Source organism: Pseudomonas sp. SWI7, from assembly GCF_006351945.1.
GTDB classification, from domain to species: domain Bacteria; phylum Pseudomonadota; class Gammaproteobacteria; order Pseudomonadales; family Pseudomonadaceae; genus Aquipseudomonas; species Aquipseudomonas fulva.
In genome coordinates this window covers 1,832,089-1,846,868 of the sequence record NZ_CP040930.1, presented here as the reverse complement: position 1 = coordinate 1,846,868, position 14,780 = coordinate 1,832,089, and the positions used below count along the sequence as shown (strand labels likewise).

The 14,780-nt window shown below is 59.6% G+C and carries 16 protein-coding genes; 8 read left to right on the top strand and 8 right to left on the bottom strand.

Going from position 1 to position 14,780, the window contains the following annotated elements:
- Window positions 1-75: 75 nt before the first annotated feature.
- Window positions 76-522, top strand: coding sequence for a hypothetical protein (locus tag FH041_RS08300; RefSeq protein WP_027914702.1), 447 nt, complete (start codon window positions 76-78; stop codon window positions 520-522).
- A gap of 24 nt (window positions 523-546) precedes the next feature.
- Here the strand turns inward: FH041_RS08300 and pbpG are convergent, their stop codons facing one another.
- Window positions 547-1,476 (bottom strand): D-alanyl-D-alanine endopeptidase, encoded by a 930-nt coding sequence (gene pbpG / locus FH041_RS08295; protein ID WP_027914703.1) that lies wholly within the window; start codon window positions 1,474-1,476, stop codon window positions 547-549.
- A gap of 288 nt (window positions 1,477-1,764) precedes the next feature.
- Between pbpG and FH041_RS08290 the strand changes: the two genes are divergently transcribed.
- Complete coding sequence (locus FH041_RS08290) at window positions 1,765-1,947, top strand: hypothetical protein (RefSeq protein WP_134325423.1); 183 nt, start codon at window positions 1,765-1,767, stop codon at window positions 1,945-1,947.
- Window positions 1,948-2,019: 72 nt separating this feature from the next.
- Here FH041_RS08290 and FH041_RS08285 read toward each other — a convergent pair whose 3' ends face one another.
- The 4 genes from FH041_RS08285 to FH041_RS08270 all read right to left on the bottom strand — a co-directional run bounded on the left by FH041_RS08285 (window position 2,020) and on the right by FH041_RS08270 (window position 5,045).
- Window positions 2,020-2,898, bottom strand: coding sequence for a DMT family transporter (locus FH041_RS08285; RefSeq protein WP_028686983.1), 879 nt, complete (start codon window positions 2,896-2,898; stop codon window positions 2,020-2,022).
- A gap of 128 nt (window positions 2,899-3,026) precedes the next feature.
- Window positions 3,027-3,344, bottom strand: coding sequence for a response regulator (locus FH041_RS08280; RefSeq protein WP_231977316.1), 318 nt, complete (start codon window positions 3,342-3,344; stop codon window positions 3,027-3,029).
- 226 nt (window positions 3,345-3,570) lie between these two features.
- A complete protein-coding gene (locus FH041_RS08275) occupies window positions 3,571-4,686 on the bottom strand; it encodes an HWE histidine kinase domain-containing protein (RefSeq protein ID WP_088522972.1) in 1,116 nt (371 codons plus the stop codon).
- Between the two features lie 176 nt (window positions 4,687-4,862).
- Window positions 4,863-5,045, bottom strand: coding sequence for a hypothetical protein (locus tag FH041_RS08270; RefSeq protein WP_027914707.1), 183 nt, complete (start codon window positions 5,043-5,045; stop codon window positions 4,863-4,865).
- 216 nt (window positions 5,046-5,261) lie between these two features.
- Here FH041_RS08270 and FH041_RS08265 point away from each other — a divergent pair, with 216 nt between their 5' ends.
- On the top strand, window positions 5,262-6,083 hold the full coding sequence (locus FH041_RS08265; protein WP_028686985.1) for a shikimate 5-dehydrogenase: 822 nt from the start codon (window positions 5,262-5,264) through the stop codon (window positions 6,081-6,083).
- Window positions 6,084-6,143: 60 nt separating this feature from the next.
- On the opposite strand, the gene FH041_RS08260 is transcribed toward FH041_RS08265, so the two are convergent.
- Entirely contained in the window at window positions 6,144-6,386 is a 243-nt protein-coding gene (locus FH041_RS08260; protein WP_088522970.1) for a hypothetical protein, read from the bottom strand.
- A 93-nt stretch (window positions 6,387-6,479) separates the two neighbouring features.
- Window positions 6,480-7,007 (bottom strand): lactoylglutathione lyase, encoded by a 528-nt coding sequence (gene gloA, locus FH041_RS08255; RefSeq protein WP_028686986.1) that lies wholly within the window; start codon window positions 7,005-7,007, stop codon window positions 6,480-6,482.
- Between the two features lie 298 nt (window positions 7,008-7,305).
- Between gloA and cobF the strand changes: the two genes are divergently transcribed.
- Window positions 7,306-8,112: a precorrin-6A synthase (deacetylating) gene (gene cobF / locus FH041_RS08250; RefSeq protein WP_140174392.1), complete on the top strand. Its 807-nt coding sequence runs from the start codon at window positions 7,306-7,308 to the stop codon at window positions 8,110-8,112.
- Here cobF and FH041_RS08245 read toward each other — a convergent pair.
- Window positions 8,084-8,443 (bottom strand): response regulator, encoded by a 360-nt coding sequence (locus FH041_RS08245; protein WP_059183115.1) that lies wholly within the window; start codon window positions 8,441-8,443, stop codon window positions 8,084-8,086. The genes cobF and FH041_RS08245 overlap by 29 nt on opposite strands.
- Window positions 8,444-8,678: 235 nt before the next feature.
- On the opposite strand from FH041_RS08245, the gene FH041_RS08240 reads away from it, so the two are divergent.
- Genes FH041_RS08240 through FH041_RS08225 form a run of 4 tightly spaced genes read left to right on the top strand, consistent with a single transcriptional unit; the run spans window position 8,679 to window position 14,753 of the window.
- Window positions 8,679-12,143: a response regulator gene (locus FH041_RS08240; protein ID WP_028686987.1), complete on the top strand. Its 3,465-nt coding sequence runs from the start codon at window positions 8,679-8,681 to the stop codon at window positions 12,141-12,143.
- Window positions 12,140-12,961 (top strand): protein-glutamate O-methyltransferase CheR, encoded by an 822-nt coding sequence (locus FH041_RS08235; RefSeq protein WP_027914713.1) that lies wholly within the window; start codon window positions 12,140-12,142, stop codon window positions 12,959-12,961. The genes FH041_RS08240 and FH041_RS08235 overlap by 4 nt, the downstream gene beginning before the upstream one ends.
- Window positions 12,958-13,533 carry a chemotaxis protein CheB gene (locus FH041_RS08230; protein WP_027914714.1) on the top strand — a complete coding sequence of 192 codons (576 nt, stop codon included), beginning with the start codon at window positions 12,958-12,960 and terminating at the stop codon, window positions 13,531-13,533. Before FH041_RS08235 ends, FH041_RS08230 begins: the two co-directional genes overlap by 4 nt.
- Entirely contained in the window at window positions 13,527-14,753 is a 1,227-nt protein-coding gene (locus FH041_RS08225) for a hybrid sensor histidine kinase/response regulator (protein WP_088522968.1), read from the top strand. The genes FH041_RS08230 and FH041_RS08225 overlap by 7 nt, the downstream gene beginning before the upstream one ends.
- Window positions 14,754-14,780 lie beyond the last annotated feature (27 nt).

Genomic DNA, 14,780 nt, shown 5'->3' with positions numbered 1-14,780 from the left:
ATTTAGCAGGGCTCAAGACAAGCCCATTTGTGCCGATAAATGGGGCACGGACCGGTTTTGGAGCAAGGAATCATCATGGTCGCAATCAACTCGAGCAATCTGTTGATCAACGGCGTCTCAGCCCAGACGCTGAGCGTTGACGCTGCCGCCGAGCGTGAACGGCGTGTGCAGGCGGGCGAAGCGCCCGGCCCGTTGAGCATCACCAGTGACAGCCTCAACGCCACGGCTACGGGCCAGGCACAATCTGCCCAGAGCGACGACAGCGACGAGCCAGAGGCCGTCAAGCAGCTGCGCGAGTTGATCAAGACGTTGCAGAAACAGCTGGCAGAGGAGCAGAAACAACTTTCAGCGCTGATGAACAGCGACATGGAAGAGACCGCGAAGATGGCTGCCATCAGCACCAAGCAAAGCAGCATTGCCACGCTCAGCAGCCAGATCATCGCGGCCTCGGCACAGTTGCTTGAACTGTTGCAGCAAAGCGGTGGTGGCAGTGCCGGTGGCCTGGTCAGCACCCGTGCCTAGCCGGCGCTGACCAAGCCGAGAGGGTCAATCGGCGGCCAACCGCGCTTTGTTGTGACGATCGGCCTTGTACTGCATGGCCACCGCTGGGGCTGGCTTGGCCGCGCCCGTCTCAAGCCACTGGCGCATACGGCTGGCATCGGCGAAGTGGGTGTACTTGCCGAATGCATCGAGAATGACCATGGCGACCGGACGGTTGTCCATGCGTGTCAACAGTACCAAGCAGTGTCCAGCCTCGTTGGTGAAGCCGGTCTTGGTCAGCTTGATGTCCCAGTTGCTCTTGTTCACCAGGTGATCAGTGTTGCGAAACCCGAGTGTGTAATTGGGTTTGCTGAACGCTACGGTTTTCTCACGGGTGGTCGACAACGTACTCAACAGAGGGTACTTGCGCGACGCCATCAACAGCTTGGTCAGGTCGCGGGCAGTGGAGACGTTCTGAGTCGAAAGACCGGTGGGTTCGATGTAGCGGGTATGGCTCATGCCCAGGCTGCGTGCCTTGGCGTTCATCGCCTTGATGAAAGCCGGGTAACCGCCAGGGTAGTGGTTGGCCAGGGTGGTTGCGGCGCGGTTTTCCGAGGACATCAGGGTGATCAGCAACGTCTCGCGTCGGTTCAACTGGCTGCCGAGCCGAACCCTAGAGTAGACGCCTTTCATGTCCGGGTTGTTGGCAATGGTCATGGTCAGCATTTCGTCCATGGGCAGCTTGGCATCGAGCACGACCATGGCCGTCATCAGTTTGGTCACCGACGCAATGGGCAGCACGCGGTCAGGGTGACTGGCGTACAGCTCCTTGTTGGTGTTGAGGTCGATCAACAAGGCGCTGCCGGAGGCCAAGTGCAGCTTGGCGGGGTCACGTTGCAACTGGGCAGCGGGCTGTGCAGCGACAGCGCCGGTAATAGGGGTCAGGGTACCTGTGAGCAACAACACAAGGCTGAGGGTGGACAGGATCGTTTTCACGTTGAGGCTCACTAAAGAGGGCTATGTCGTTGGCATTGCGAGGGTTTTCCCCAAGCCGGCGCATTCTGGAGTATGGCTCAAGCCGTGTCGATTGCCTTATCACCAATGGGCGTAAGGTGAAGGAAATTTAATCCTGCGGGTACGGCTTCAGCGCGTTGAGTAGGCCAACTCCCCATCCTTTGGTCGTCCCCTCTCACTGAACCGCTTGGGCTGATTTACTGATTCGAGGTGAACTCCGTGTGACTCGGCCCTGTCACCTTTGAACATACGGAGGATCCAGGCATGGTTGTGAAATTGAGAACGTATCGCGGAGATGACATCCCGGAGTGGTACCAGCGTGACGATCTCGATGAACTCTACGAGGTCGAGGACCAGGAGGGGAGTGTGCAATTGCTCGAAGATGATGAAGATGCAGTGAAGCTCGTCGTAGACCTTACCTATGAAGATGAAACGGCCCCCAAGCCAGAGTGATGGGAAGCAAATGAAGCCTCGCAGCGGGCCCAGCCCCTACGGGCCTGCTGGCACTTTCGGGTCGTAAAATACCTATGCCCTGCGCCAGGCACGCGAGGCGATGCGCGTGAGTCGCAGCTCGGTGATGGCCAACCCGACCAATATCAAGCCTGCGCCGGCCAGACGCTCGGCAGGCAAACGATCACCGGCAAGGAAGTAGCCGAACAGGCCGCCGAAAATTGGCTCGCATATGAGTATCAATGCAACCTTTTCCGGGGGCAACACCGCTTGGGCACGGTTCTGGATGGCGTAAGCCAAGGCTGTTGCCAGCAGCGCCAATACCAGGAGGGTGGTGGTGACAGGTAGCGTGGTGGGTACGAAGAACTCGTTGTTCGACCAACTCCATATCAGCGACAGCACGCCGACGACGCTTAATTGAATCGAAGCCGATGCCAAAGCGAGCGCAGGCGTGGTGAACGTCGATACCATCACGATATGCAACGCGAAGCACACGGCACACCCCAGCACCAGCAAATCGCCGTAGTGCAGGGTAAATCCATCCAGGCTTAGCAGGCCGAGCCCGACTACCGCGATACCGGTTCCGACCCCTTGCTTCAGGCTGGGGCGACCCTTGCCCATGAGGTAGATCAGCACCGGCGTGAACACAGTACACAGGCCCGTGATGAAACCGGCATTGGAGGGCGTCGTCAGGGCAGTACCGGAGGTCTGCAGCGAAAAAGCCAAAAACAGCACGACCCCGGCCAAGCCAGCACTCAACCAAGTGCGTGGGCCCATCAGTCGAAACGAGCGAATCGAGAAGGGGAGCAGCGCCAATGCGGCCAGGCTGAACATCCACGCATTCAAGGTGGAGGCAGCCATGATGCTCAGCGTGTCGTGCTTGGCCACGAAGCTCCAACCCCATACCGCGGTGACAGCCAGAAGCGAAATCGACCAGAGGGTGTTTTTAGACATGACGAATCCTTGGGCAGGCATTTATACCGAATGCCTTGCCGAGAAATGTCTGTCAGCGGTACCTAAAAACGCAAAGATAAAGCGTTGCCTGCCCACTGGCAATTACCAGGTTGGTAAAGCCCTGCGGCCTAGTTGTCGGATGAGTGGTCCGTACCGGTGCACCCTACCAGCAGCATGATCATCGCCTCGATCGACCACGGCTTGGCAATGAATGCAGCGGTGGGTGGTAATGGCACGTCGAGCCTACTGTGCCCGCCACTGGTCACGATCACAGGCAAGCGCGGCCATTTTTCGTAAGCCGTCCAGGCCAGATCCCAGCCATCGGAAAGCCCCGGTGTGCGCACGTCGGTCACCACCGCCGCCCAGGGCTGCTTATCGAGTTGGCGAATACCCTCTTCGGCGGTATCCACAGAGACGACCGTCGCGCCTGTATCTTCTATGATCATGGCCAAGAATTCCCGCAGGGCAGGCTCGTCCTCGACCACTAAGATCCGTTTTCCCTTCATGAGCGCAGACCATCGTTTCCATCATGTGCTTCCGAGGGCTAGGTCAGCAGCGCGTTGCTTCGAATGGATAGGCGGTGCAGTTTGTACAGCTATTGGCTTGAAACTCGACTGTTGTACAACAGTGGCATGCATGCCATCACCGGTTTCAGCGGCTCGTTCAGGCCGTTCAGCAGATGTGTTTGCCTAGCTTCTGGGTAAACGGGGCGGTGATCTGGCAACTGAATCCAGCCGGCTGGTAGTTGAACGTCACCTTGCCGTTGAACGCGTTGCGTAAGCTGCCTTGCATCATCACAGTGCCATAGCCTCGCCTGGTGGGCGGCGCAACCACTGGGCCGCCGGATTCATGCCAGTTGAAGGTGAAATGAGGCGGTGAGTCCGTCTGCTCTTCAATCTGCCAACTGAAGGCCACAACGCCGCCGTATTGTGAAAAGGCTCCATATTTCACGGCGTTTGTCGCCAACTCGTGCAGGACCAACGCCAGTGCAGAAGCCGCCTCGGGCGCCAGGATTATGTACGGCCTGCTTTTGTCGTCGTGCATGTCCGTCACATAGGGGGCCAAGGTTTCAGTCACCAGGCTGTGCAAGCTGATTGGGGTCTTCGCAAGCGCCAGCGTGTGAGCCTTCTGCATCGTCACCAGGCGGTTTTGCAGAACACTGCGGAACTCGGTGATTTCTGGATGATGCTTCGCAGTCAGGATGGCGACAGCGCCAAGGGTACTGAACAGGTTGCGCATACGATGATCAAGCTCGGTCACGAGTATCGCGGTCGCTTCCTGGGTACGGCTGTAGGCGCAGAGCTGCGCGCACAAACGCAAGGCGCTGGGCATCTGTGCGCGAAAAGCCTCGGTAATCGGGCGTTGTGGGTCGTAGATCAGGGCGATGGTGCCTTGTACGGCGCCGTCCTTGTCCGGGGCCGGAAACGACGTCAATGCTTTGAGTCCATACTCATGAAACAAGCCCTTCCAGGCTGCTGCGAAACGTGGATCGTTAGCCACGTCAGGCACATCAATGGCCGCGCCGCTGAGAATGGCCAGGCCGCATGAGCCGCGGTTTGTCGAAATGGGATTGCCAGTGAGCTTGCTGCTGAACGCTTCAGGCAGGCTCGGAAAGACAGAGTGCCTGAAGGTTTTGCCTGGATGGTCCAGGATATTGATGCCGACGTGACTGCCCGGCAGTTGCGCAGCCAGTGCAGTGACGAAGGCGCTCAGCAAAGGGAGGATGGATTCACCGTTGGCCATGATCTCGATGGCCTCGTCCCGAAAGCTGTCGACCAGTGCCGTCATGAGCCAGGAAGCCTTGCAGGGAATGGCAACGACGTCTCCTTGGACGAAGTGTCTCGGTGTTTTGAAACGGCAAGGTTACAGCGTTTCGCGGATGCGCGCAGCCTGGCGAGTGACAGGGCACTTAAAAAAAAGCCCGCACGATGGCGGGCAACAGGGAGCAGCACTAAATGTTCGTGTCAGGCGAGTAGGCTGAGGGGTTGCAGCTGTTCGATCAGGGCGCGCGCACTGGCCAGGCTCGGCATCGGCCCGCTGACCGGCTCGCCATTACTGACCAGGTACCAGCAAGCCAGCAGGCCCTGATTGCGCAAGGAGGCCGGTACTGCCGAGCCGATCACGGACATGATCTCGATAGTGGCCATCTACAGCCCTCCGCTAAGACATGGCGTTACTGTACCGACGCCATGGGCGGGACTGAAATCAATGTGCTCAATAGTGCTTATCAGTTTTGCCTAATGTGCTTGCGTCATTGTGCATGGTCGATTCGTAGGGCGTTGCGAGCAGCCTCGAGTCGGTATGCGTGGGGCATCCGCTCTGCTAGGCTCACTCACCGTCTGTACACCGCAAAAGGATCGTGTATGTCCCTTATACCCAGCCGGGATACCGTGCTGTGCATTTCCCTGGCAGGCCGTCCAGGGACCTTCGGTGTCCGCTTCCACAACCACCTCTATGAGCAGCTTGGCCTGGATTTCTATTACAAGGCCATGCGCACCGATGACTTGCCGGCTGCTGTAGCGGGCATCCGGGCGCTTGGCATTCGTGGTTGTGGTGTCTCGATGCCGTACAAGGAAGCGTGCATGGCGTTGGTCGATGAAATTGACCCCTCGGCTGCGGCAATCGACTCCGTCAACACCTTGGTCAATACCGAGGGCCACCTCAAAGCCTATAACACTGACTACCTGGCAGTCCGGCAGTTGCTGACGCAGCACAAGGTGGACCCGGCCACGGCGTTCGCCTTGCGCGGCAGCGGTGGCATGGCCAAGGCGGTGGCCAGTGCGTTGCGTGACGCAGGTTTTGGCGAAGGCATGATTGTCGCCCGTAACGAGCAGGCCGGGCGGGGACTGGCCGATGTGTGCGGCTACCGCTGGCTGCCCGAACTTGGCGACCTTTGCCCACCAATGCTGATCAACGTCACCCCGGTGGGCATGGCAGGTGGGCCAGAGGCGCAGCAGCTGGCGTTCAGCGAGATGGCAATTGCTGCGTCCGAGTGCGTATTCGATGTCGTGGCCATGCCCGCGCAAACACCGCTGATCAAGCACGCAGAGCAGCTCGGCAAGCGGGTGATCACCGGGCTTGAAGTCATCGCACTGCAAGCGTTGGAGCAATTTGTCCTGTACACCGGGATCAGGCCAACGGCTGAACAGGTACAAGCTGCCGTGACCTACGCGCGTCAAGGCTGAGCCAGCTGCAGACCCTGCGGCATGCAGCGACCAGCAAGCAGGGTCGGGTCGCTGCGGCGATCAGCGCGCCTGTGTGGCTTGATCCAACTGCTTGTCAACCAGCGCCCGACCGTACGCCAGCGACACATGCTGGGCATTGTCCAAGTCGCTGAAGAACTTCATGGGCATCGATAGCCGGCGGCTGACATGGCCGTCGGGCGCTGTGATCAGGCAGCCTGCCGCAAAGGGGAGCGGCGAATCAGGATGAGGCATGACGCTGGCGGTGATGACGTGCTTGCGGTATTCACACTGGAGCGATTGCATGATCGGTACCTCGCTGTGGCAATGAAGCCTCTACTTCATATACCACAGCAAAGGGTATGCGGGCGGTCACCCGACAAGCGTGGCCTGTGAGCCTTAGGCTTTCACCTCGCCAGGCTGGATGACCTCGACCCAGTAACCATCCGGATCCTTGATGAAGGCCAGGTGGTTCATGCGTCCGTCTTGCAGGCGTTTCTGGAACGGCACGCCCAGGGCTTCGAAGCGGGCGCAGGCTTCACGTACGTCCGGCACCGAGACACAGATGTGGCCGAAGCCGCGTGGATCGGTATTGCCATCGTGGTAGGCGAAGTCGGCATCCTGTTCGGTGCCATGGTTGTGTGTGAGTTCGAGCACGCCCGGGATCGACTTCATCCACTGGTGGCGGGCATGGTCGTCCTCTGGGATCTGGGCAGGGTCGACCAGGGCCAGGAAGTACAGGCTGAAAGCAGCTTCCGGGAAATCACGCTTGTCCACCAGGCGGAAACCCAGTACGCGGGTATAGAAATCCAGCGACTTCTGGATGTCCTTGACCCGCAGCATGGTGTGGTTGAAGACGAATTGGGCAGTGGCAGCGTCAGGCTGTGCGGTGACGCCCGGAACGGTTTGCAGATCGTGCAAGCTCATGGAAACTCCTGAGACGGGGGCGGGTGCAAGGACCCGGCGAAACGGACAAGCTGCTCATGATACGGCAGTGAAACGATTGCGCAAATGAAAGCGCCCTGCTGAAGGCAGGGCGCTGGAATTAGAGGCCCGCGTGTGCGGGCGCGTGATGGGGTCGCTAGTCCGTTAGCTGTGTTTATGATGCCTAGGGCGCTGTGAAAAAAGTGTGAAGCAAGTGTTGAGGTTTCATCATTGCGCCAACGCGAGCACGTTCATGGCCAGTCGCCTTTTAGCGAGTGGGCGAAATGGCACGGGAGGGGAAATGATACAAGTACTGCTGATCGGCATTGGTGCTGGCGATCCTCGTCAGTTGACCTACGAAGCGGTCGAGGCGTTACGCTGCGTAGACGTGTTTTTCGTCATGGACAAAGGTCCCGAGGTCCAGGACCTTCTGGAGGTGCGCAAGGCGATCCTGCAGCGCTACCGACCCGACGACAGCTATCGCATCGTGCAGATTACCGACCCGCCACGCGCCAGGCAGGCTCCAGGGTATGCCGAGTCGGTCGATGTCTGGCACCGTCAGAGGGCCATGGCGTATGCCTCGCTGCTGCAGGCGCAACTGCACCCAGGGCAGACCGGCGCATTTTTACTGTGGGGTGAACCAGGCTTGTACGACAGCACGCTACGTGTGATGGAATTGGTCCGCGAGCAGGGCGTGTCGCTTGCTTTGAAGGTTGTACCAGGAATAAGCAGCATGCAGCTGTTGGCCGCCCGTCACCAGATCGCGCTCACACGTGCCGGTGAGCCGTTGATCGTGCTGCCAGGACGGCGGCTGGCGGATTTCGAACAAGTCGACAATGTTGTGGTGATGCTCGACAGTGCCTGCGTCTTTGCTGAGCTGTCCGATCCGGCGCTCACGATCTTCTGGGGGGCCTACCTGGGAACCGCAGACGAGATGGTGATCGCCGGGCCACTTGACGCGGTCAAGGCACGCATTGTGGAGGCCCGGTCAACTCTACGCAGGCGCAAGGGCTGGATAATGGACATCTACCTGCTGCGCCGTGAAGCACGCCCGACAACGGATTATCAAGCCGAACCAACTACCCCGCTTGATGGGCATCAAGGATAGAGGCCACCTTGTCTCGCAATTGGTCAATGGAGTAAGGCTTGCCAATTCTGTACATGCCTTCAGGCACTTCGACGTTGTCGCCATAGCCACTGGCGAACAGCACAGGAAGCCCTGGACGCAGTACGCGTGCACGCTTGGCCAGGTCATGGCCATCCATGTCCGGCAAGCCAACATCGGTTATCATGAGTTCGAGCGTTTGGTCAGGATTTTCGAGTACTTTCTGTGCGGTCGTGGCGTCTTGCGCCTCGATCACGTCATATTTCAATTCGTCGAGGACCTCGACCATGAGCATGCGTACGATGTCGTCGTCCTCGACTACCAGAAGGGACATGGTTCAGATCCTGTCTTGTTGAATGTCTTTTGTTCTGTGCGTCGCCAGGGCCCAGAAGTTCCCGAAGAATACCTATCTGATCGATCCGATGGAACGATTGGAGCAGGTATGTTTCAAATGCTGGCTAAATGCCGGGCACGCTGATCAGGGCGTGCGCCAGGCCAGGGGCTGCCCCTTACTATAAGGAAAGATTGACCATGCTGTTCATGGACCTCATTTGCTCGGGCGTTTTCAGATGATACAAGCTGCCTCGATGGATCAACGTAGCTTTCGCAAGCTGTTGAGCCGCAACATCGGCCTGCCCCTGGGGCTCGGCCTGCTCGGTGCCGTGGCGTTCGTCGCCGTTATCAACTACCTGCTGTCTGCCATGCAGTGGGTGGAACATACCGACCAGGTGATCGGTAACGCCAACGAAACGCTCAAGCTCTCGATCGACATGGAAACCGGGATGCGCGGTTTTCTGATCACAGGCGATGAGCGTTTCCTAGACCCGTACGAGGTGGCCAAGCCCAGGATCTTCAACAGCCTGCAAAGCCTGCGAAGCATGGTCGAGGACAATCCCCAGCAGGTCGAGCGCATCGATCGGCTGATCGCGCTGCAGGGCGCGTGGAACGACTTCGGCAGCCAGATGATCGACCTGCGCCGCGCCGAAGGGGGATACCGAGAACTGATCGGTAACGGCCGTGGCAAACGCCTGACCGACGAAATCCGCAAGGAATTCGAGGACCTGATCGGCGCCGAGCAACAGCTGCGCATGACCCGTAACGAGACGGTCAGCACTGTCACCGTCGCGGGCATCATCACGTTCATTGTGTTGCTGGTCGGGCTCAGCGCATTGCTCGCCTACCTCGGACGCCGAGACCTGCTGGCCTTGTCCGACAGCTACACCAAGAACTTGCAGGCCCAGCAGCGCGCTGCAGAGCGACTGGAGCATCAGGCCTGGCTGCGTAACGGCCAGACCCAACTGGCCCAGCAGGTGCTGGGTCAATTGTCCTTGCCCATGCTGGGTGACAAAATCCTGCGGTTCTTCGCTGCCTACCTGGGCAGCGTGGTTGGCGCCGTGTATGTGCGTGATGAACATGGCCGCCTGGTGCGGGTGGCTAGTTATGGGCTCGAAGCCCAGGAACAGGCCCGCGAGCAGGTGCTGGGTGATCATCACGGCTTGCTGGCACAAGCGGTGCGTGAAGAACGGTTGATCCGCCTCGATGCCTTGCCGGAAGACTATTACCGGTTGGCGTCGGGCCTGGGCAAGGGCCTGCCTCGCAGCGGCCTGATCGTGCCGGCCACCGAGGACGGTCAAGTCAACGGTGTCATCGAGCTGGGCCTGCTGCGCCCCTTGCAGGACCGCGACGCGGAGATGCTCGAGCGTGTGGCGGGCAACCTGGGCATGTCCATCGAAAGCGCCCGCTACCGTCAACGCCTGCAGGAAGTGCTGGCCGAAACCCAGCAGCTCAACGAAGAGCTACAGGTCCAGCAGGAAGAGCTGAAAACCGCCAACGAAGAACTCGAAGAGCAGTCCCGGGTGCTCAAGGAGTCCCAGGCTTACCTTGAGACCCAACAGGCGGAGCTTGAGCAGACCAACGAGCAATTGTCCGAGCGCACCGATGCACTGGACCTCAAGAACGAGGAGCTTAGCCGTGCACAGGCCGAGCTTCAGGCTCGTGCCGATGAGCTGCAGCGTTCGAGCAAGTACAAGTCCGAATTCCTTGCCAACATGTCCCATGAGCTGCGCACGCCGCTCAACAGCTCGCTGATCCTGGCCAAGCTGCTTGCCGAGAACGGCGAAGGCAACCTGAGCCAGGAGCAGGTCAAATTCGCCGAGTCCATCTACTCGGCGGGCAATGACCTCCTTAACCTCATCAATGACATTCTGGACATTGCCAAGGTCGAAGCCGGCAAGCTTGAGGTGCGCCCCGAAACGACCCACGTCGAACGGCTGGTCGAGGGCTTGCGTGACATGTTCACGCCACTGGCCTCTCAGAAGGGGCTGGGCTTCGAGGTCACAGCGGCCGAGCACGTGCCGGCTACCCTGTTCACCGATCGCCAGCGCCTGGAACAGATCCTCAAGAACCTGTTGTCCAACGCCATCAAGTTCACCGAGCGTGGTCAGGTCAGCCTGAATATCGGCTACCAGCCCGAGGCCGGCATCGTGTTCGCGGTGCGCGACACCGGGATTGGCATCGCGCCCGATCAGCAGCAAGCCATTTTCGGTGCATTCCACCAGGTCGATGGCACCAGTAACCGCCGCTATGGTGGCACCGGGCTGGGCCTGTCCATCTCCCGCGACCTGGCCCGCCTGTTGGGCGGGCAGATCACCGTACAGAGCACGCCGGGCCAAGGCAGCGTATTCAGCCTGGTACTGCCAGAGCGCCATGATGTCGACGAACAGCCCGTCGCGCCGCTTACCCTACGCCCTGCGGTGACTGCGTTGCCATCGGTCATCCAGCCGCCAGCAGCGGCGGCCAAACCGCCGATCCTGGCCTTCACCGATGACCGCGAGCGGGCGCCGTTCACCAACCGCTGCATTCTGGTCATTGAGGACGAGCCAAACTTTGCCCGTATTCTCTTCGATCTGGCCCATGAACTGGGCTACAGCTGCCTGGTGGCCCATGGCGCCGACGAGGGCTTCGAGCTGGCTGCTCGGTTCCTGCCCGATGCCGTACTGCTGGACATGCGACTGCCGGACCATTCCGGCCTGACCGTACTGCAGCGCCTGAAGGAACAAGCCGAGACGCGGCACATCCCGGTGCATATCATTTCGGTCGAGGACCGCGTCGAAGCGGCCATGCACATGGGCGCAGTCGGTTATGCGGTCAAACCCACCAGCCGCGAAGAGCTCAAGGAAGTCTTCGCGCGCCTGGAAGCCAAGCTGACCCAGAAGCTCAAGCGTATTCTGCTGGTAGAGGACGATGACCTGCAGCGAGAGAGCATTGCCCGGCTGATCGGCGACGAAGACGTCGAGATCACCGCTGTGGGCCTGGCCCAGGAAGCCTTGGCACTGCTGCGCGAAAACGTCTACGACTGCATGATCATCGACCTCAAGCTGCCTGACATGCTCGGTAACGAGTTGCTCAAGCGCATGACGGCTGAAGATATCCGCGCGTTCCCACCTGTGATCGTCTACACAGGTCGTAACCTGACGCGTGAAGAGGAGGCCGACCTGCTCAAGTATTCGCGCTCGATCATCATCAAGGGCGCACGCTCGCCCGAGCGTCTGCTCGATGAGGTCACCCTGTTCCTGCATAAGGTGGAATCGCAGCTGTCCCATGAGCGTCAGCGTATGCTCAAGACGGCGCGAAGCCGCGACAAGGTATTCGAAGGGCGCAAGATCCTGCTGGTGGACGACGATGTGCGCAACATCTTTGCCCTGACCAGTGCCCTGGAGCACAAGGGGGCCATCGTCGAAATCGGCCGCAACGGCCGCGAAGCCATCGAACGCCTCGAACAGCATGAGGATATCGACCTGGTATTGATGGACGTCATGATGCCGGAAATGGATGGGTTCGAAGCGACCCGGCTGATCCGCCAGCAGCCTCGCTGGCGCAAGCTGCCGATCATCGCCGTGACTGCCAAGGCGATGAAGGACGACCAGCACCGCTGCCTGCAGGCCGGCGCCAATGATTACCTGGCAAAGCCCATCGACCTGGACCGCCTGTTCTCGCTGATACGTGTGTGGTTGCCGCAACTGGAGCGAATTTGATTAGCGAACGCAATACCGACATCGAGATCCGCTTGCTCATCGAGGCCATCTACCTCAAGTACAGCTACGATTTCCGCAATTATTCTGGCGCTTCGATCAAGCGCCGGATCCTGCATGCCCTGCGCCAGTTCGACTGCCAGACCGTGTCTGCGCTTCAGGAGCGGGTACTGCATGACCCTGGCATGTTCATGCAGTTGTTGCAGTACCTGACGATTCCAGTCAGCGAGATGTTTCGCGACCCTGGCCACTTCCTTGCCCTGCGCAACGAAGTGGTTCCGCTGTTGCGCACATGGCCGTCGATAAAGATCTGGATCGCCGGCTGCAGCACAGGCGAGGAGGTGTATTCGATGGCCATCTTGCTGCGCGAGGAGGGTCTGCTGGAGCGCACCATCATCTACGCCACCGACATCAACCCGCACTCGCTGGAAAAAGCCAAGCAAGGCATCTATTCCATGCCAAGCATGCGCGAGTATGAAGAAAACTACAGGTTGGCCGGTGGGCGACGCGACTTCTCCGACTACTACACTGCTGCTTACGGCAACGCCATCATGGACAGCACCTTGCGTGAGCAGGTGACCTTCGCCGATCACAGCCTGGCCACCGACAGTGTGTTCTCGGAAACCCAGCTCGTCTCGTGCCGCAACGTGCTCATCTATTTCGACAAGGTCCTGCAGGACCGCGCCCTGGGCCTGTTCCATGAGTCCCTTTGCCACCGGGGTTTTCTGGTGCTGGGCAGCAAGGAGTCGGTTGATTTCTCGGCCTACAGCCAGCGCTTCGAGCCCTGGGTCAAGCCTGAACGGATCTACCGCAAGTCATGAAGGGCATACAAGCTGTCGTGATCGGCGCCTCGGCGGGCGGTGTGACTGCCTTGTTCAAGGTGCTCGGCGGGTTGCCAGGGGCGTGCAAGGTGCCTGTGGTGTGCCTGTTGCATCTGCCCGAGGACCGGCATAGTCATCTGGCTGAAGTGCTGCAACGTCGCTTGGGCCGACCAGTGCTCGAGGCACGCGACAAGCAGCCTTTGCAAGACGGCGGTATCTTCGTGGCGGGCCCTGGTTACCACCTCTCGGTAGAATGCGACTTCACCCTTTCTCTGAGCCAGGAGCCGGCGCAGCACTTTTCCAGGCCTTCGATCGACTACCTGTTCATGTCGGCAGCCGATGCCTATGGCGCGGCACTGCTGGGCATACTGCTCACTGGCGCAAATGAAGATGGCGCCCAAGGCCTTGCGTACATCAAGAACAGCGGCGGCCGGACCATTGTCCAGGACCCTCGCGATGCACAGGTCGCGCTGATGCCGGAGGCCGCTTTGGCCCTGCATCGTCCCGACCATATTCTTCCTTTGAGTGGTATCGAGCAGTTGCTTGGTACTCTGGAATCCAGCGCATGTTAAGCCAGACCATCGCCAAACTGCTGATCGTCGACGATCTGCCAGAAAATCTCCTGGCCCTCGATGCCCTCATACAGGGTGACGATCGCGAGGTGCATCAAGCCCAGTCCGCCGAAGCGGCGTTGTCACTGCTGCTTGAGCACGAATTCGCCTTGGCCATCCTAGATGTGCAGATGCCTGGCATGAACGGTTTCGAGCTGGCCGAGCTGATGCGCGGTACCGAAAAAACCCGCAACATCCCTATCGTGTTCGTGACCGCGGCTGGGCGCGAAATGAACTATGCCTTCAAGGGCTACGAAAGCGGCGCCGTGGATTTTCTCTACAAACCGCTCGATACCATGGCGGTCAAAAGCAAAGTGTCGGTTTTCGTGGATCTCTACCGACAACGCAAAGTGCTCGACCAGCAACTGCAAGCGCTCGAGCGCAGCCGGCAGGAGCAGGAGGCCTTGCTGGATAAGCTGCAAAGCGCGCGCTGCGAGCTGGAGCACGCCGTGCGGATGCGTGACGATTTCATGTCCATCGTTTCCCATGAGGTGAGAACGCCTCTGAACGGTTTGATCCTGGAAACGCAACTGCGCAAGCTGAACCTGGCCAGGGGCAACCTTGAGGCCTTCAGTGAGGAAAAGCTCAAGGCCATGGTCGAGCGCGACGAGCGTCAGATCAACAGCCTGATACGGCTGATCGAAGACATGCTCGACGTGTCACGCATCCGCACCGGTAAACTCTCACTGCGCCCGAAGCTGTTTGACCTCAGCCAGCTGGTAAAGGGGCTGGTGGAGAACTTCACGGCGCAAGCGATCGCGCTGGATACCCGCATCGACCTGCACTGTGACGGGTGCCTGGCTGGCGAGTGGGATGAATTTCGCATTGAGCAAGTGCTGGCGAACCTGCTGTCCAACGCCCTGCGCTACGGGGAGCGCAAGCCTGTGCACGTGCGGGTGTTCGAGCTGGACGGCATGGCATGCGTGCAGGTGCAAGACAATGGCATTGGCATTGGTGCGGCCAACCAGCAGCGTATCTTCCAGCAGTTCGAGCGGGTCTCGAACCACAAGGCGACGGGTGGCCTGGGGCTTGGGCTCTACATCTCCGAGCAGATCGTCCAGGCCCACCGCGGGCATATTCTGGTCGAAAGCGAGGAGGGCCAAGGTGCCACGTTCACCCTGCAATTGCCGTTGGGCGTGTGCGAACAACAAAACGATCAGGCGCGGGCAACCTCTGCGTGAGCCCGGGGTCTGATGGCAAACTGCAAG